The 17,511-nt window shown below is 70.8% G+C and carries 17 protein-coding genes; 9 read left to right on the top strand and 8 right to left on the bottom strand.

Annotation, left to right across the window (positions count from 1 at the left end; all coding sequences use genetic code 11):
- Positions 1–262 precede the first annotated feature (262 nt).
- Entirely contained in the window at positions 263–670 is a 408-nt protein-coding gene (locus HNV26_RS32900; RefSeq protein WP_171444741.1) for a response regulator, read from the bottom strand.
- A gap of 13 nt (positions 671–683) precedes the next feature.
- On the bottom strand, positions 684–1,133 hold the full coding sequence (locus HNV26_RS32895) for a DMT family transporter (protein ID WP_171444742.1): 450 nt from the start codon (positions 1,131–1,133) through the stop codon (positions 684–686).
- Positions 1,134–1,238: 105 nt separating this feature from the next.
- Between HNV26_RS32895 and HNV26_RS32890 the strand changes: the two genes are divergently transcribed.
- Positions 1,239–2,618, top strand: a complete 1,380-nt coding sequence (locus HNV26_RS32890) for a DEAD/DEAH box helicase family protein (protein ID WP_171444743.1) — start codon at positions 1,239–1,241, stop codon at positions 2,616–2,618.
- A gap of 1 nt (position 2,619) precedes the next feature.
- Positions 2,620–3,825, top strand: coding sequence for a DUF790 family protein (locus tag HNV26_RS32885; RefSeq protein WP_171444744.1), 1,206 nt, complete (start codon positions 2,620–2,622; stop codon positions 3,823–3,825).
- A 29-nt stretch (positions 3,826–3,854) separates the two neighbouring features.
- On the opposite strand, the gene HNV26_RS32880 is transcribed toward HNV26_RS32885, so the two are convergent.
- Entirely contained in the window at positions 3,855–4,220 is a 366-nt protein-coding gene (locus HNV26_RS32880) for a helix-turn-helix transcriptional regulator (RefSeq protein ID WP_043710359.1), read from the bottom strand.
- A gap of 137 nt (positions 4,221–4,357) precedes the next feature.
- Between HNV26_RS32880 and HNV26_RS32875 the strand changes: the two genes are divergently transcribed.
- The gene (locus HNV26_RS32875; RefSeq protein WP_237078789.1) at positions 4,358–4,717 is read left to right on the top strand and encodes a response regulator; all 360 of its coding nucleotides are present in this window, start codon (positions 4,358–4,360) and stop codon (positions 4,715–4,717) included.
- A gap of 20 nt (positions 4,718–4,737) precedes the next feature.
- Complete coding sequence (locus HNV26_RS32870) at positions 4,738–5,568, top strand: metallophosphoesterase family protein (RefSeq protein WP_171444745.1); 831 nt, start codon at positions 4,738–4,740, stop codon at positions 5,566–5,568.
- Between the two features lie 83 nt (positions 5,569–5,651).
- Here the strand turns inward: HNV26_RS32870 and HNV26_RS32865 are convergent, their stop codons facing one another.
- Entirely contained in the window at positions 5,652–7,886 is a 2,235-nt protein-coding gene (locus HNV26_RS32865) for a M4 family metallopeptidase (RefSeq protein WP_171444746.1), read from the bottom strand.
- A gap of 317 nt (positions 7,887–8,203) precedes the next feature.
- Here HNV26_RS32865 and HNV26_RS32860 point away from each other — a divergent pair, with 317 nt between their 5' ends.
- A complete protein-coding gene (locus tag HNV26_RS32860) occupies positions 8,204–9,181 on the top strand; it encodes an NADPH:quinone oxidoreductase family protein (RefSeq protein ID WP_171444747.1) in 978 nt (325 codons plus the stop codon).
- A 116-nt stretch (positions 9,182–9,297) separates the two neighbouring features.
- Positions 9,298–9,603: a hypothetical protein gene (locus tag HNV26_RS32855; protein ID WP_171444748.1), complete on the top strand. Its 306-nt coding sequence runs from the start codon at positions 9,298–9,300 to the stop codon at positions 9,601–9,603.
- Between the two features lie 22 nt (positions 9,604–9,625).
- On the opposite strand, the gene HNV26_RS32850 is transcribed toward HNV26_RS32855, so the two are convergent.
- The gene (locus HNV26_RS32850; protein WP_171444749.1) at positions 9,626–10,027 is read right to left on the bottom strand and encodes a hypothetical protein; all 402 of its coding nucleotides are present in this window, start codon (positions 10,025–10,027) and stop codon (positions 9,626–9,628) included.
- Between the two features lie 177 nt (positions 10,028–10,204).
- Here HNV26_RS32850 and HNV26_RS32845 point away from each other — a divergent pair, with 177 nt between their 5' ends.
- The 3 genes from HNV26_RS32845 to HNV26_RS32835 all read left to right on the top strand — a co-directional run bounded on the left by HNV26_RS32845 (position 10,205) and on the right by HNV26_RS32835 (position 12,601).
- Positions 10,205–11,317, top strand: a complete 1,113-nt coding sequence (locus HNV26_RS32845; protein WP_171444750.1) for an XdhC family protein — start codon at positions 10,205–10,207, stop codon at positions 11,315–11,317.
- Positions 11,314–11,898: a nucleotidyltransferase family protein gene (locus tag HNV26_RS32840; RefSeq protein WP_171444751.1), complete on the top strand. Its 585-nt coding sequence runs from the start codon at positions 11,314–11,316 to the stop codon at positions 11,896–11,898. The genes HNV26_RS32845 and HNV26_RS32840 overlap by 4 nt, the downstream gene beginning before the upstream one ends.
- Positions 11,899–12,034: 136 nt before the next feature.
- Positions 12,035–12,601, top strand: a complete 567-nt coding sequence (locus HNV26_RS32835; protein ID WP_216612949.1) for a hypothetical protein — start codon at positions 12,035–12,037, stop codon at positions 12,599–12,601.
- Between the two features lie 87 nt (positions 12,602–12,688).
- Here HNV26_RS32835 and HNV26_RS32830 read toward each other — a convergent pair whose 3' ends face one another.
- From HNV26_RS32830 to HNV26_RS32820, 3 genes are all read right to left on the bottom strand, one after another.
- The gene (locus HNV26_RS32830) at positions 12,689–13,333 is read right to left on the bottom strand and encodes an HAD family hydrolase (RefSeq protein WP_171444753.1); all 645 of its coding nucleotides are present in this window, start codon (positions 13,331–13,333) and stop codon (positions 12,689–12,691) included.
- Positions 13,334–13,378: 45 nt separating this feature from the next.
- Positions 13,379–15,112 (bottom strand): DUF6311 domain-containing protein, encoded by a 1,734-nt coding sequence (locus tag HNV26_RS32825; RefSeq protein ID WP_216612948.1) that lies wholly within the window; start codon positions 15,110–15,112, stop codon positions 13,379–13,381.
- Between the two features lie 89 nt (positions 15,113–15,201).
- Positions 15,202–17,511, bottom strand: a 2,310-nt coding sequence (locus HNV26_RS32820) for an ATP-binding protein (protein ID WP_171452946.1), incomplete at its 5' end; no start/stop codon positions are given.

Raw genomic sequence — 17,511 nt, 5'->3', positions numbered from 1 at the left:
CTTGCAACCCGCGCCCCGCACCGGCGTCCCACACCCACCAACCATCCCCATCCGCCAGCCCGCGTCGCACCGTCCCCAACGCCATAGCATTCGCCGTGCCGTGCCAGCCGGAGCACAAAGCACCAAGCATTTCAGCCACTTACAGAAATACAAAGCCAGGGGCCGGAAGCGGAGCCAGACGGCGGCCGGAAAAAACTACCTTCGCGGGCGGAACAGCCCGTCCCGGCGTACCGGTCCACTGTTGAAGCGACGACGGAGCCCTTCAGGCGCGCCCGACAGGTGTGCGCCACAGCCGGAGCAGGTCCTGGGCGAGCAGTTCGTGCATGGCCTGTTGAAGCGAGACGAGCATCTGATGGAGTGACTCGGCGGTGTCACCGTGGGCTTCGAGCACACGCTCGTGCCGCCCGTCGAAGACGCGCAGCCGGCCCGGGACGAGCGCGATGACGGGAAGCGTCGGGTGACGTTTGCGGAGCAAGCCCAGGAAGAGCGGGTGGTCCTCATCCGGGCGGCGCACGTCCACCACCACCAGCGCGGGGGGCCGGGACGTCAGCGAGGCGAAGGCGTCGTCCGCATCCCCGGTGACGGAGATGGCCAGGTCCGGCGCCTCGAGGATACGGCGCAACAGCTCGCGCGAAGGCGCGTGAGGACTGACGATGAGGACCCGGCGCATCTTGCAGCTGAATCTAGCCCTTCCAGACGGCGATGGTGGCACCGATGAAGGCGAGCCCGGAGCCCAGCACCCGGGGGAACGTCACGGGGCGTCCTTCCACCATCGCATCCCACACGAGGCTGGTGAGGAGCTGCGCCGCCATCAGCAGCAGGACGGACTGCACCGCCCCCAGGCGGCTCATCGCCAAGGGCATGCCCAGAACGATGATGACGCCGCACAGCCCCGGCAACAGGTGCCAGGGCGTGAAGCCACTCAAGCGGCCCTGACCCGCCGCGGCCTCCGGCCAGAGCCCCGGCACCGTGCGCACGACGAGGTACACCGCGAACGTGGCCACCGTCGCCACCACCATGTTCAGGAGCACCGCGCTCATCAGGCCCCACTGGCCCCCGAATCGACGGTTGAGACCAGCCTGAGCCACGACCGCCAGGCCACACAGCATCGGAACGAGCGAGATGAAACGCATGCGGCGCGCTGGGTACCGTGAACAGCGCATGCCTGCAAGCCTGCCTTCCAGGCCTTCGATGAGACTGGCGAAACCCAGGATGACCGGCTAGGTCCCTACACGCCGATGCCGTCGCCCACCGAGCTCCACTTCGACTGCGGCACCCTGGTCGCGCCCACACTCCCGGAAGATGCCCGCCTGCGAGCCCTCTTCCAGAAGGACGGGCGCACCGGCGTCTACCGCGCGCCCGCGTGGCATTACCGCGAGGCGGTGCTGCGGCTGCGGGAGCTGGGCATCCCCTACGAGGACAAGGCGAAGCGCTTCGAGCCGCTGGAGCTGCCGCTCACCACGCCCATCCAACCCTTTCCGCATCAACAACAGGCGCTGGAGGCGTGGACACGCGCGGGTGGGCGTGGCCTGGTGGAGCTGCCCACGGGCGCGGGCAAGACGCTGCTGGCGGTGCTCGCCATCGCCCACGTGAAGCGGCCCACGCTGGTGGTGGTGCCCACGCTGGACCTGATGACGCAGTGGCAGGGCGTGCTGGCGCGGCACTTCTCCGTGCCAGTGGGCCTGCTGGGCGGCGGCGTGAATGACCGACAGCCGCTGACGGTGACGACGTACGACTCCGCGGCGATGCAGACGGAGTTCCACGGCAACCGCTTCGGCCTGCTGGTGTGCGACGAGTGCCACCACCTGCCCGCGCCCAGCTACCGCTTCATCGCGGAGGGCTCGCTGGCGCCGTACCGGCTGGGCCTCACCGCGACGCTGGAGCGCGCCGATGGCGGCGAGCGCGTCTGCGAGGAGCTGTTGGGCCCCCGCGTGCACCGCTCGGACATCCGGGAGTTGCAGGGTGAATACCTGGCGCCCTACGAAGTGAAGCGAGTGGAAGTCCCGCTGACGCCCGACGAAAAGGCGCGCTACGACACGGCGCGCGCGCTGTACCTGGGCTTCGTGCGCAGGCTGGGCGTGCCGCTCTCCGCGCCGGACGGGTGGGCGCGCTTCCTGGCGCAGAGCCAACGCAGCGACGAGGGCCGCGCGGCGTACCGCGCCTACCGCGAGCAACGGCGGATTGCGCTCACGTCCAGCGGCAAGCAGGAGGTGCTGTGGCGCATCCTCCTGGAGCACCGGGACGACCGCGTCCTCGTGTTCACCGACGACAACGAGACGGTTTACACGCTGGCGCGCCGCTTCCTGCTCCCCGCGCTGACGCACCACACGCCCGTGCCCGAGCGCAAGGCGCTGCTGGCGGCCTTCGCCTCCGGGGAACTGCCGGTGCTGCTGACCTCGCGCGTGCTGAATGAAGGCGTGGACGTGCCCGAGGCGCGCGTGGGCGTGGTGCTCAGCGGCAGCGCGAGCGTGCGCGAGCACGTGCAGCGGCTGGGGCGCATCCTGCGCAAACGGCCGGGGAAGCGCGCGCTGCTGTACGAGGTGTGCTCCGCGCAGACGGCGGAGAGCAGCATCAGCGAGCGGCGACGCCAGCACGGCGCCTATCAGGAGGGCGGCTGAGATGCTGACACGCGAGCTGCTCAACTTCCGCGTGCGCCAGGGCGTCCTGCGCCCCGTCTTCGTGAAGCGCGATGACACGGAGCTGCTGACCTTCGCCCAGGACCTGCTCGCGGAGATAGCCGCGTCGCGCGGCGGCCAGCGCGACGACATCGAGGAGTCGCTGGGCTTGAAGGCCGGCGCCTTCACCAGGCCCAAGGTGGCGCGCGGCCTGGTGAAGCTGGTGTTGGACCGGCTCCTCTTCGACGAGCCCGCGCCCGGCGTGACGGAAGCCCGTTGGGAGCGAATCAAGGCGGCGGGACAGGTCCTGCGCGCGCTGCCTCCAGACGCCACGGTGGAGGACTTCGAGGCGCGGCTGGCCCAGACGCTCCCCGCCCCCCTTTCCGAGGCCCGGGAGGCGCTGTACTCGGACCTGCCCGGCCACCGCCGGCTGGCGGGGTGGGACGGCGAGGCACTGGACGCCCAGGACCTGCTGGACCGCTACAACCTGGCGCTGGCGCAGGGGCCCCTGCTGTCCGCACGGCGCCTCCGCCTGCGAGCCCAGGCGCCGGACCTGCTGCGCGTGCGCAAGGTGCTCCGATGGCTCAAGTTCTGCCGCCTGGTGGCCGAGGTGTGGCGCGACGACGACAACTGGGCGCTCGACGTGGAGGGCCCCGGGGCCATGCTGGCGCTCCAGAAGAAGTACGGCCTGCAACTGGCGACCTTCCTGTCCGTGGTGCCGGTGCTGGAGCGCTGGGAGCTGACCGCCACCGTGGAACCTTCACGGCAGCAGGCCACGCTGATGCTCAGCCACAAGGACCCGCTGCGTTCGCCCCTACCCGCCGCACTGGGTCACATTCCTCCGGAAGTGGCCTCCCTCGCGGAGGGCTTCGCGGATGACGCCTGGGAGTTGGACCTGACGCCGCTTCCCCGGCACGTGGGCGCCTCCGGGCTGTGCGTGCCGGACCTCACCTTCCGCCACCGTGCGTCCAAGAGAGAAGTCGCGCTGGAGCTCTTCCACGCATGGCATGCGGCGCCCCTGGCCCGGAGGCTGACGGAGCTGCGCTCGCGGCCGGACGCGGGCCTGCTGCTGGGCGTGGACCGGGCGCTGGCCAAGGAGGCCGTGGAGCGGGAGACGCTGGAGGCCCACCCGCAGGTGGTGCTCTTCAACGGCTTCCCCTCCGCGCGCAAGCTGCGGGAGCGCCTGGCGAAACTGGAGCCCGGGCGGTGAGCGCTGCGCTCAGCCGCCGGGAGCGCGCCTCAGCCGCGCGGCTTGAACTGCGCCGCGAGCACGCTGAGGATCCGGATGGACGTCCGGTCCAACTGCCTGGCCCGGCGCATGAGCCGCCGCAGCTCCGCGGACTCGCCATAGTCACTGGGCGGCTCGGCGGCCCACTTCACCTCCTGCACCGGCTTGAGGCCCAGCGCCTCATCCGCGGAGATGGAGAGCACCGTGCACAACCTGCGGAACGTCTGGATGCTCGGCAGCATGTGGCCGCGCTCGAGCCGGCCATAGACTTCGCTCGCGATGCCAATGCGCTCCGCCACGTCGGCCTGGGTCAGGTTCAGTCGGGTCCGAGCAAGGCGAGCCGCTCCGCCAAGGCGGGATGCGAGAGTCTTTTCCATGGGTCGTTAACCTAGCGGGTCCGCACATGTCGATATGACTTGAGAGGTTGGCATCCAAGAACTTCCTGAGTAGTCTTGTAGGTAGGCAACCTCGTGCGTTTGGCCAACCACACAGGTCTCACCCTGCTGGCGAGAACATGCTGACCTTCTTGTTCGTGGACGAAGACCCACGTTCACTCGCGGCGCTGCGGCGTCTCGTGAGGGATTTGCCCGGCGGCAAGCGCTTCGCCCGTTGCGTGGCGGAGGCCCTCGCGCTCGTGAAGGAAGAAGCGCCGTCCGTGGTGGTGACGGGCGATCTGCTCCCGGACGGAGACGGGCTGGGCCTGCTGGAGCAGGTGCGTGCGAGCCACCCCCGCACCGCCTGCGCGCTGCATGCGGTGATGCCGCCCCTGGCGCGGGACATCACCTGGATGGACCGCGCCGCGCCGCCCTCGGAGGTGCATGCCCTGCTGCGGATGCTGGGCATCGGTGCGGCATCGATGGGACGCCCGCGTTAAGGTGCCCCCCTCGACGCGCCATGAAGCTCTACGCCATCAGCGACCTGCACCTGCGCCACAACGACAACCGCCTGGCGCTCCAGGCGCTTCCGGCCCATCCGGAGGACTGGCTCATCGTCGCGGGGGACGTGGGCGAGACGCTGGCGGAGATGGAGCTCATGCTGAGCACCCTCACCCAGCGCTTCCGCCAGGTCATCTGGGTGCCCGGCAACCATGAGCTGTGGACCCTGCCGTCGGAGCAGCCGCAGCTGAAGGGTGAGGCGCGCTACCAACGGCTGGTGAGCCTGTGCCGCAGCTACGGCGCCCTCACGCCGGAGGACCCCTACCCCCGCTGGCCCGGCCCCGGCCCCGAGCGCGTCATCGTCCCCATGTTCCTGGGCTACGACTACACGTTCCGCCCGGACCATGTGCCCGCGGACAAGGCGCTCGAGTGGGCCTGGGAGGATGACCTGCTGTGCACCGACGAGGTGCTGCTGCACCCCGACCCCCACGCCAGCCGCGCCGCCTGGTGCGCCGCCCGCGTCGAAGCCACGCGGGCTCGGCTGGACGCCCTGCCCCCGGGCTGCGCCACCGTCCTCGTCAACCACTACCCGCTGCGCTACGAGCACGTGCGGCTGCCGCGCATCCCCCGCTTCTCCATCTGGTGCGGGACGAAGCAGACGGAGGACTGGCACACCCGCTACCGCGCGGAGGTCGTCGTCAGCGGCCATCTCCACATGCCCGCGACACTGTGGCGTGACGGCGTGCGCTTCGAAGAGGTGTCGCTGGGCTACCCCATGCAGTGGAAGTACCGGGGCGTGCACGCGTGGGACAACTGCCTGCGCGTCATCCTGCCCGGCCCCACGCCGTAGAAAACGAGAAGCCCCGGGCGCCGCGTGAAGCGGAGCACCCGGGGCCTCACCGGCGCGGACCAAGGCCGCGCCGTCACTTCAGACTACTGGGGCAGCGGCTCGAGGAAGGAGCCGATGAGGACGATGCCCTCGAAGCCATCCTTCGCGCCGTAGACCTCGATGTAGTAGCGGCCGGCCGGAGCGTTGATGAGGTTGCACTTCTCCGACTGGTGGTCCTTCACGCTGCGGCAATCGTAGTCCGCGTGCGTCGGGGCGCCACCGCGCTTGACGTAGAGGTCGGGGTTGCCCTTGCCCTCGCCCGTCTGGATGTAGATGTTGTTCTTCCCCTGGCCCGGGCGACGCTCCGGAACGTCGAGGATGAACACCTGCGAGGAGCCCGCCGCGCCCGAGAGGTTCTCCACGGCGACGCCGCTCTCGATGGGGACGTAGCCGCCCTCCCAGGTCACGGTCAGCGTGGCGCCGGAGTACGCGCGGTAGCCGTTCAGCATCGCGTACCACTTGCCGTGCTGCGGAGCCGCGAAGGTGCAGACCTCGTTGTTGCCACCGGCGTACGGGCGGCAGTCGTACAACGCGGTGGTGGGCGCGCTGTTGTAGCGGACGTACAGGTCCGCGTCACCCGTGCCACCCGACAGGGTGAAGCGCAGGTTGTAGGCACCTTCCGGCACAGTGACTTCGAAGTACTTCTTCTCGTTGGCGCCACCCGACACGACGACCGGCGTGTCCTTGCCGATGGGGTCCGTCGGCGGAGGCGGAACCGGGACGCTGACGCCGACGGCCTTCCACGCGTTCGACACCGACTCGATGGTGGCGGCGTCGTAGCCGAGCTGCGCCGCGGCCTGCTCCGAGATGGTCTTCGCCGCCTCGAAGTTGGACGTCGGCACCATCAACGTGTTGGCCTTGTAGAAGATCTGCGCGGCCTTCTCGATGCCGATGCCCGCCACCACGATGGTGCTCTTGCCGCGCGGGTGCGTGCCACCCTGCGACAGGAGGTAGAACGCCAGGTTGGAGATACCGGAGCTGTAGTGCACGCCGGTACCGGGCACGTAGTTGTGGTAGTGGTCGAGCGAGTCGCCATCCAGCGCCGGGTCGTTCATGTAGCGCAGGGCGTCGTTCGGGATGGACGGGGTCCACACGTCGTCGCCAATCAGCCAGTGACGCGGGGAGACCTCGTCCGCGCCGTCGCCGTACCACTCGCACACCGCGCCGAACACGTCGGACATCGACTCGTTCAGGCCGCCGGACTCACCCGAATAGATGAGGTCCGACTCGTTGTCCGTCACGGCGTGGGTCAGCTCGTGCGCCGTCACGTCCAGCGAGTTGGCCAGGTTGGTGGCCGTCACGCCGTCGCCATCGCCGTACACCATCTGGGTACCGTCCCAGAAGGCGTTCACGTAGTTGACGCGGTGGTGCACGGTGCTGATGAGCGTGCCGCCCGCGTTGTCGATGGAGTCACGGCCGAACAGGGTGCTGTAGCAGTCGTAGACGGTGCCCAGGTGGTCGTAGTTGGTGTTGACCACGGGGTCGGCCACCGGCGCCTGGCCCTCGGTGCGAACGACAGGACCCGGCAGGGTGCTGGTGTTGTTGCCGTTGTGGAGGCGGCGGTCGAGGGATTCCTTGATCTGCGGGATGCGCAGCATCACATCGGCGTTGCGCGCGTCCACCAGGACCCAGTCGCGAACGGGCGTGCCGTCCGCCTTGTTGCCGTGCTGGACGACCTTGTACATCAGGCGCAGTTCGTCATCGATGCGCCAGTACACCAGCTCCGGGTTCTTGTCGGTGACCCAGCCCTTGAGCGTCTCGCGGTCGGAGTCCACCGCGGACGTGGCAACCTCACCCGCGATGGTCGCCTTCAGCTCGGCGCGCAGGTCGCTGCGGACGTTGGTGTTCGCCGCAAACACCTTGCCGTTGCGCGCGTGCAGGATCAGCTCGCCGCCCAGCACCGGGATGTCGTTGTGCTTCACGGAATAGCGGTAGTGGCTGTCACCCTGCTTGTCCGTGTGCGCCTTCTTGAAGACCAGGTTGCCCGGCTCCAGGCGGAACGTCGGCGCCACGGCGTCGACGACCGGGGCCAGCGCGGACGCGTTGAGCGCCTTGGGACCCGCGGCCGGAATATCCGGCAGAGCAATCGACAGACCGGTGACGAACTGCGCCACCTTCTGGTTGTCCGTCAGAATGACCTTCGCGCCATTCTCCAGCATCGCCGCCTTCGCGGCATCCGTAGGCTTGTCGGCCTCGGGGGCAGGGGTGGACTCGTTGCAACCGACAACGACAGACAGCGCCGCGATACCGAGCGCTCCGCGCACTCTCTTCTGCACCATGTAATCCTCCTAAGCGGAAAGATTAGGAGGCACGATGGCACAGGGATGACACGTATTTCAAGGTTGCGCGATTATTTCAGTTATTATCCTCTTCTTAGACTTCAGGTTAATTACGATTAACTCTTTGATTTCATGGATTTACGGAGTCCACTGCGAGTGCGAGCAACCTGCCACGTGACGTAACAGGTCGTCCAGGCGGACCTCGGTTTTCCACAGGTCGTGTGAACTTTGTGCCGGACTCGGGGTCCGCCCGCGCGCGTGATGCAACACTGGCATCGACGTGGCTGACCATTACGCTTCCTGTCCGGGAGGTAACGATGCGCGCATTGCAGCTACAGCGGCTGGACGGACCTGACGGGCTCCAACTGGTGGACGTGCCCGAGCCCGAGGCGGGGGACTCGGTGCTCATCGACGTGGTGGCGGCCGGGGTGAGCTTTCCGGACCTGCTGCTCACCCGGGGGCAGTACCAACTCAAGCCCGCCCTGCCCTTCATTCCGGGCGTGGAGGTGGCCGGCGTGGTGCGGCAGGCCCCTGCGGGCGCGGCGGTGAAGCCCGGGCAGCGGGTCATGGCCTTCAGCTTCGGGTTGGGCGGCTTCGCCGAGGTGGCCGCGATTCAGCCGGAGATGGTGTTCCCCATCCCCGCGGACTGGAGCTTCGAGGCGGCCGCGGGCGTGGTGATGAACTACCACACGGCGCACTTCGCACTGCACCGGCGAGGCCGGCTCAAGGCGGAGGAGAGCGTCGTGGTCCATGGCGCCGCGGGAGGCGTGGGCACGGCGGCGGTGCAGGTGGCGCGCGGCGCGAAGGCGCGCGTCATCGCCGTGGTGAGCGACGAGCGCAAGGCGGACGTCGCCCGGCGGGCCGGCGCGCACGAGGTGCTGCTGTCGTCCGGAGACTGGGTCGCGCGGGTACGGGAGAAGACGGGCGGCCTGGGTGCCAACGTGGTGGTGGACCCGGTGGGCGGCGACATCTTCGACAAGAGCCTCAAGTGCCTGGCGCCCGAAGGCCGGCTGCTGGTGGTGGGCTTCGCGAGCGGCCGCATCCCCGAGGTCCAGGTGAACCGGCTCCTGCTGCGCAACATCGACGTGGTCGGCGTGGCCTGGGGCGGCTTCCTCCTGCACGAGCCCTCCCTGACGCCCACCATCGCCAAGGACCTGGAGACCATGGCGGACCGAGGTGTGCTCACGCCCGTCGTGGGCCCGGTGTTCCCGCTGGAGCAGGGCGCGCAGGCCCTGCGTGAGCTCGAGGCCCGGCGCGCCACGGGCAAGGTGGTGCTGCGCATGCGCGAAGGCTGACTTGGCCCGGCGCCCGTTGATTGAACGCCGGGCATGCGGCCTGCCGCGTGTGGCCATGCCTGGCGCTGCCGACTTCGCGGAGGGGACACCACCTTGGTGCAGGAGGTGACGGCACCATGGCGGATGACATCCTGGAGCGGCAGCACCAGCGCGAGCGGGAACAGGAGCGCAGGCGGCTGCGCGAGGAGGAGCAGAAGGACCTGGACGTGGAAGCCCACCGGGGACCGCGTCCCCTGGAAGGCTACGCGGGGGGCCACACCTCGTGGACGGACCAGCAGGATGACGCGTCCGCCCGTCAGGTTCATGCGGGCGATGCCCAGGCCTCCTGGGAAGCCAGCGAACGACAGGCGCGACTGGAGCCGGAACCCGAGCCCGCGCGCCGTGAGGACGAACCGCCGCCGGGTGGCGAGCGCTCCCCGTGAAGCGCGGCCCACGACGCGTGGGTCAACGAAGCTCGGGCACCTCGCGCTCCAGCGTCTCCGCCGCGCGGGCATCCTTGGGCAGGCCGAAGCGCTGGCGCGAGCACGCCAGCAACTGCCCCGCGTAGACGGTGTCCTCGAGCGCCTCCTGGAAGCGGCCCAGCCGCGCCAGCGTGCGTGCCCGCTCGTCCACCAGCCGGGCCAGGATGCGGGCCTGCTCCGCGTGAGAGAACAGGCGGACCACGGAGCGCGCGTCGAAGCACACCAGTGTGTCGAACTCCATGCCCAGCGCGGCCGTGCAGGCCTCGCGGATGTGCTGGAGGCTCGTGTCCAGGGCCGCCTCCGCCCGCGCCCGGGCGATGTCCGGAGCCAGGCGGCCGAGCTCACGCACGGCATTCAGGGTGAAGGCGTAACGCAGGACGGGCATGCGGATGGGAACTACACCCCAGCCGCGAGGATTCATCCAGTCGCCGCGGATGTCGAGTATCGCCCCCAGGGGCCCGCCCCGGGCACTCCCGCGAGCGAACGTCACTGGCCGGGATGGAATGGCGCCGACTACAGTTTCCCGCCGCGTTCCAGTCACCCCCACCAAGGACGACGAGACATGAAGGACCTGGACGCCATCCTCCGCGCGCGGGCGCAAGCTCGCGGCCCCCTGGTCCTGGCCACGGTGGTCGAGGTATCGGGCTCCGCCTACCGGCGGCCGGGTGCGCGGATGTTGATGAGCGAGGACGGGTGGCTCGCGGGCGGCATCAGCGGCGGCTGCCTGGAGGCCGACGTCGTCCGCAAGGCCTTCTTCTGGACCACCACCGGGCCCCGCCTGCTGCGCTACGACTCCACCAGCGACACCGCGGAGGACGAAGGTGCCTTCTCCTTCGCGCTGGGCTGCAACGGCGTGGTGGACGTGCTGCTGGAGCGCTGGGAGGCGGGCGCGGGCGCGGCCCTCACCTTCGCCGCCAATGCGCGGGAAGCGGGGCGCCGGGCGGTGGTGGCGACGGTGTACCGGGGCCCCGCGAACGCCGTAGGTTCCCGCTTGAAGCTCCGCGATGACGGCACCGAAGCGGGCCAGCTGTCCGGCGCACTGGGAGACGCCGTGCGCGAAGCCGCGCGTGAGGCGCTGGAGGCGGGCCGGACGTGGAGTGGCCCCTGCGGCGGCGCGGACGTGCTGGTGGAAGTCGTGGAGCCGCCCCATCCCCTGGTGCTCTTCGGCAGCGGCTTCGACGTGGCCCCGGTGGTGAACCAGGCCGCGGCCCTGGGCTGGCATGTCACGGTGGTGGCGGACCTGCCCGCGCAGGCCCTGCGGCGCCGCTTTCCCCAGGCCCATGCGGTGGTATCGGCGAAGGCCCCGGACGCGCCCGGTGCGGTGCCCCTGTCGCCCCGCGCGCTGGCCGTGCTGATGACACACAGCCTGCCGCAGGACCGCGAGCTGCTGGCGCGGCTCCTCCCACGGCCCCTGCGCTATCTGGGCGTGTTGGGACCGCGCTCGCGCACGGACCGCTTGCTCGCGGAGCTGCCCTCCCCGCCCACCGACGCGCACCTGGAGAAGCTGCACGCGCCCGTGGGCCTGGACCTGGGCGCGGAAGGCGCGGAGGAAATCGCCCTGTCCATCATCGCAGAGCTTCAAGCGGTGGTCGCCGGACGCGAAGGCGGCAAGCTTCGCGAGCGGCGCGCGCCCATCCACACCGCCGCGCCCCCGCCAGTGCGGAGGCTCGCATGACGGTGGGCGTGGTGCTGCTGGCCGCGGGCGGCTCCTCGCGGCTGGGCCGCCCCAAGCAACTGGTGCGATACCAAGGCTCGACGCTGGTGCGGCGCGCCGCCGAGGCAGCGGCCTCCTTGCGGTGCGGCCCCGTGGTGGTGGTGCTGGGCGCGTCGCGGGATGCCGTCGCAGCGGAGCTCACGGGCCTCACCGTGCGCGCCGTGGACCATGCGGACTGGGCCGCGGGCCCTGGAGGCTCCCTGCGCGCGGGGCTCGGTGCGCTGCGGGAGACGGAGCCCCCCGCGCTGAACGCCGTGCTCGTGTTGCTGTGCGACCAGCTTCGCGTGGATGCCGCACACTTGAGGGCGCTGCTCGATACCTTTGAACGGACTCGCGCGTCCGTGGTGGCCTCCGCCTATGAGGACACGCGAGGCGTCCCCGCCCTCTTCGCGCGTGACGTCTTCCCGGAGCTGGAGGCGCTCAGCCCGGGCCAGGGCGCGCGCGGCGTGATTGCGCGCATGGCCTCGCGCGTGGTGGACGTCCCGCTGCCCGGGGGCGGCGACGACGTGGACACACCCGAGGATGTCTCGCGGCTGACGTGAACCGAGGCCGCGTCCGTCGCGCCGCGAATACGCGCATCGGCCCCGAGGCTGGCCCTCTGGTACGTCAGTGCGTATTGCCGCCGCCGCGCACCGCTCCCCACCTTCTGCGCGCAGGACTTTCAGCAAAGGGGGGCTCATGTCCAGATTCAGGTTCCCGGCGGCGCTGGCCGCCTCGGCGGTGATGTGCTTCTCGGTCGGCTGCTCCAGAAATGCCAAGACATCCCGGGGCGGGATGCCACCCACGGCGCAGCAGATGCCACGGCAAGACGAAGGCCTGCCGCCCAACGCGCAGGCGGGGATGAAGCGGGACTGCCCCATGGCCGTGTCCGGCGCGCAGGCGCGCGCGGAGGACATCCCGGAGGGCGTGGCCCTCATCATCGTCACGCCGGAGACCGACAAGGTGGCGGACCTCCAGCAGCGCAGCCGGAGGATGATGCAGTTCCAGCAGGAGCACGGCACGGGGGGCAGCGGCATGGCCCAGCCACCGGGCGTGGACTACAACGAGATGGGCGGCCGCGAGGAGCCAGGCTCCGCGGGCGCGCCGTCGGTGCCGTCCATCGCCAGCGTGCACGACTCTCCGGAGGGCGTCGTCATCGTCTACACCGCCGTCGACCCGGCCCGGCAGGACAAGCTGAGCTCCGAAATCCACCGGAACGCGAAGTACCTGGACACGGGCAAGTGCCCGGGGATGGCGGCGGACTGAGCACGACCTGAGGCCAGCGCCCGAGGCCCTGCCCCCCGTCGTCCAGGTGGCCCGTGCGCTGGCTTCCTCCCCCGAAGACGCCCGCGGTCACGCCAGTGGCGGCAGGTGCGCCAGGAGCCGCTGCAGGTCTGGCTGGAGCTCGTCCGGTGAGGCGCTCGCGAGCACGTCCACCGGATGCGTGCCCCAGGTGACGGCGTAGGTCCGCAGCCCCGCGGCCTGCCCCGCGCGCAAGTCCAGCGCGGTGTCCCCCACCATCCACAGCCCGCCCGTGCCCAGGGCCGCCAGCGCGTGGTGGATGACGTCGGGCGCGGGCTTGTGCGGAAAGCCATCCGTGCCCTGGACGTGGTGGAGCAGCGGGCCCAGGCCCATGGCGTCCACGAACTTGCGCGCCATGTCGGGGCGCTTGGTGGTGGCCACCGCCAGCAGGTAGCCCCGCTCGCGCAGCGCGCGCAGCACCTCCACCACGCCCGGATAGGGCCGCGAGCGCCGGTGGAAGTTGAGCGGGTAGTGCTCACGGTAGGCCACGCATAACGCGGGGACGTGGTCCGGCGCGAACTGGCTGTACATCCAGTCCAGCGGATGGCCAATGAGCGCACGCACCTGCTCGTAGGACGGCGCCGGAAGCCCCAGATGCCCGAAGGCATGGAGGAAGCTGTCGATGATGTCCGGCAGCGAGTCCACCAGCGTGCCGTCGAGGTCGAAGAGGATGCCGCGAGAAGAGGAAGCGCTCACGCATCTCCCATACCCCCTCTCGAGCCCCCTGTCCTCCCTCCGGACTCAGGGCGAGGCGTGCTCCAGCGGAGAAGCGGGCGCTTGCTCCAGGACGCATATCCACAGCCGCTCCTCCTGCACACAGCGCGTACCGCGAATGGCGCGGAACTCATGGAGCCGCTGCGGAATGGAGAGGTAGATGGTCTCCGGGTCGAGCTTGCCCGCGCGGATATCGTCGTCGAGCCCCAGGCAGTAGGGCTGCGCGCGCGCGTCATCCAGTCGCGCGACGTAGCCGCTGTTGAAGGTGAGCCCCAGCAGGTAGGCACGGTAGGCCCAGCGGTGGAAGTCCATGGGCCCGGCGCGGCAACCCCGCCCGGAGCCGTCATGCATCTGCGGCGGATAGAGCACCAGGTGCTTGCGTCCCACGGCGGCCTCGCGCAGCGCCTCGGACGGCTGCGTGTTCCAGGCCGGCCCTTCCGTCGCTTGATGGCCCCGCCCCAGATTCACATCGAAGGCCTGCAGCACCAGCGCCAGGGCCAGCAGCGACGGCGCCACCGTGGACCGAGGCAGACGGATGAGCGCGAGCGCGGAGCCCAGCGCCACCAGGTAGTACAGCGGCCACACGAAGCGGCCAGAGGAACGGAAGGGCTCCACCCACCGCATCACCGGCGCGTAGAGGCCCGTCAGGTCCGCGATGAGCTCGCCTTGCAGGGTGATGCGCGAGGACAGCGCGAAGAAGCCCAGGCCCAGCGCCACCAGCCCCACCGGCACCAGCCTGCGCCACTGCCGCGCGACGAGCGGCGCGTCCCGCACGAACAGGATGAGCGCGGCCCAGAGCGCGAAGAGCACCCCCAGCCCCAGGTAGCCGAAGCCTTCGTACTGGGCGCCTTGCCTCGGCAGCGCCCCCAGGAAGCGCGACCAGGATTCCCGGTAGCCCATCGGATTGACGAACGCCAGGAGGTCCGCGGAGAACCCACCGAAGGCGCCGGCCCCCAGCGTGCGGACCGTGCCGAGGTAGCCCAGCACGTAGAACAGCACCAGCACCACGCCCACGTTCACCACGGCGCCCAGCAGGGGCCACCGCCAGGGCAGCCTCCGCTCCAGCGCGGTCCGCATGCACAGCGCCAGCGCGAGCGGCAGCACCATGGCGGTAATCACGGGGTGCACACCCGCGGCGAACACGCACAGCGCCAGCGCGATGCCCAGCGCCTGCTTCGCCTCGCGCGCGTCCCGCTGCGGAATCAGGCTCAGCCCCACCAGCAGCACGATGGCCCAATGCGCGCACAGCGCTTCGTGCGCCATGCTCATGCGCGCCAGCAGCGTGGGCGACAGCACGAGCAGCGCGCCCACCATCCACTGCTGCGGCACCGTCGCGCCCATCCGCCGCGCCACCCACGCGGACGCAGCGCCCTGCAGCATCAGGCACAAGCACATCCACGGACCGATGTATTGGAAGTCGGCGGGCAGCAGGCTGGAGAACGGCCGCAGCAGCAGCGCCACCCAGGGGATGGCGTCCATGTAGCCGAGCGTCGTCCCGAGCGGATGCAGGTAGCCGTCGATGGCGCCCAGCGGGAAGCGGAGCGGCTCGTTGCGGAAGAACAGCCAGCCCAGCAGGTGCTGGCTGAAGTCGTCACGGATGAGCCACGACAGGCGGGTGGGATTCAGCGCCGCCGGACCGTAGATGGCCAGGAACGCCAACAGCCCCACGCCAGCGGCCCCCAGCGGGCCCGCGTGCGCCACGACGAACGATGCAACCGTGTCCAGGATGCGCCGCAGCCGCTCGGGCAGGGCGGGCCTCATGGACGGCACTCACGCGAGGCGACGGAGACGAAGGTGACGCGCGCTTCGGGCATGGAAGCGCCGCTTGAAGCACAGCCGTTTCAGGGGCGTCAAGCAGCCCCGGCGCAGACAGGGGCGCCCCTGCCCTCCACCTCCAGGGCCTCCACGTCCTCGGGCTCCGAGGTGAGCCGCCACAAGGCCTCCTCCAGAAAGCCCAGCGCGCCACGCAGGTCCGACGAGGCGGCCTCTGGCGGGGCGCTCCGGGCCCGCGCGATGCGCCGGCGCACCGACTCGAAAGCCCGCTGCACCCGCGCCACGTCGTCCCGGGCTGCCCGTGCCTCCGCCAGGTCCACCGCCGCGCGAAGCAGCGCGGCCAGCTCACGCAGCACCGGGTCGTCCCGCAGCTCCGGCGCGCCCTCCAGCAAGACGAAGCTCGCCTCCGCCGCCGCTGCGTCGCCCACGCACGCCTCCACCACGGCCCGGTACACCGCGAAGCGCAGCACCTGCCCGCGCGACACGCGCCCCAGGCCGGACACCGCCTCCGACAGCCGGGCCCAGGCTTCGCTCCACGCCCCCAGGGCCAGCTCCGCGCGCCCCAACTCGCCCAGCGACGTGCCCTCCAGCAGCCGCTGCCCAAGCTGCCGGCCAATGCGCGCAGCGGCAAGCAGGTGCTCGCGCGCCTCCTGCGGGCGCCCCTCCTCCAGCAGGTAGCAGCCCAGGTTGAGGCGAGCCAGCGCATGCCCCGCCCGGTCTCCCACACTGGCCGAGCGCGCCATCGCGTCCTCCAACAGGCTCATCGCCTCGCGCGTGCGCCCCATCTCCCCGATGGCCACCGCGCAGTTGGACAGGAAGCCCACCTCGAACGTCACGTCGCCCACGCCGTGGAAGAGCGCCTGCGCCGCGCGCAGGTGGGGAATGGCCGCCTCCGCGCCGCAGCGGGCCTGCTCCACCAGCCCCAGGTTACCCACGGTGTAGGCGTCCAACCAGCGGTCGCCCTCCGACGACAACAGCCGCGCCTCGCGCACCAGCGCCCAGGCCTGGGACAGCTCCCCTTCGTGACGGGCCACAATCGACAGGTCCACCAGCACGCGCTTCTCGCCCGCCACCGCGCCCAGCGTCCGCAGTGATGCGCGTGCGCACTCCAAATCCCTGCGGGCCGACGCCAGGTCGCCCGCCTCCAGGAACACGCGGCCACGCACCGCCACGGCCTCGGCCACCAGCCTGGGCGCGCCCATCACCCGGTCCGTCAACGCCAGCGCCGCGTCCAACCTTTCGAGCAACAGGCGCACCGGGCCGCGCGTCACCACCTCCGGCTCCAGCGCCACCAACGCCTCCAGCGCCCGCTCCACCGAACGCGACGTCGCGGGCGTCACCGCCAGGGCGTTGTCACACGCGGCCAGGAGGTTCTCCCGCTCCAGCGCCAGCCGCTGCAAGGCCTCCGCGCCGCCCTGGCTGCGCACCTGCGCGCGCAGGCCGTGGGCCAGCGACAGGTACCAATCCGCGTGCCGCTCCGCCAACGCGGCCGCGTTGCCCACGCCCTCTTCGGTCAGCCTCGCCGCGGCGTACTGACGGATGCTCTCATACTGGCCCAGCCGGGAGTCACCGCCGGGCAGCTCCGCCTCCAGCACGCGCAAGAGCGACTTGACGCGCAGCGACTGGAGCACGTCCAGCACGGAGGGCCCGTCCGGGGGCAGCCCCAGCACCGCTTCCGCCGCCTCCAGCGTGAAGCCGCCACGGAACACCGAGCAGCGCGCCAGCGCGGCCCGCTCCTCCGGCTCCAGCAGGTTCCAGGACCAGTCGATGGCTCCTCGCAGCGTCGCCTGCCGCGCGCGGCCATCACGCCGTCCCGTGCGCAGGAGCTCGAAGCGACGCGTGAGCCGCTCCCGAAGCTGGCTCACGCTCAACAGCGCCATGCGCGCGGCGGCCAGCTCGATGGCCAGGGCGATTCCATCCAGCTGCCGCACGATGTCCGCGACCATCGGCGCCTCGCCGGCCGTCAGCTCGAAGCAGCCCCGGGCTTCACGCGCCCGCTGCGCGAACAGGCGCACCGCGTCCGACCGGACCAGTTCCTCCAGCCGGGACTCCCCTTCCTCCGGCACCGAGAGCGGCGCCAGGTCCAGCAGTCGCTCACCGGGAAGGCCCAGCGCCTCGCGCGACGTCGCCAGGAAGCGCGCGCGAGGCGCCAGTTGGAGCCAGCGCCCCAACGTGGCGGGCAGGTGCTGCACGACCTGCTCCAGGTTGTCGAGGATGAGCAGCACGTCACCACAGTCGTTCAGCGCGCGCCCCAGCCGCTCCGCCGGCTCGGTCGGGTCGCCGTCCGCGCGCAGGGGGATTCCCAGCGCATGCCCCACCGATAGGCAGAGCGCCTCCGCTGTCTGGGCCTCGGCCAGCTCACACAGCCACACCCCGCCCTCCCATTC

This window comes from Myxococcus xanthus (genome assembly GCF_013116825.1).
Classification (GTDB): Bacteria; Myxococcota; Myxococcia; order Myxococcales; family Myxococcaceae; genus Myxococcus; species Myxococcus xanthus_B.
Note: the sequence above shows the minus strand (reverse complement) of the source record. Positions and strands in the feature narration are given on the sequence as shown.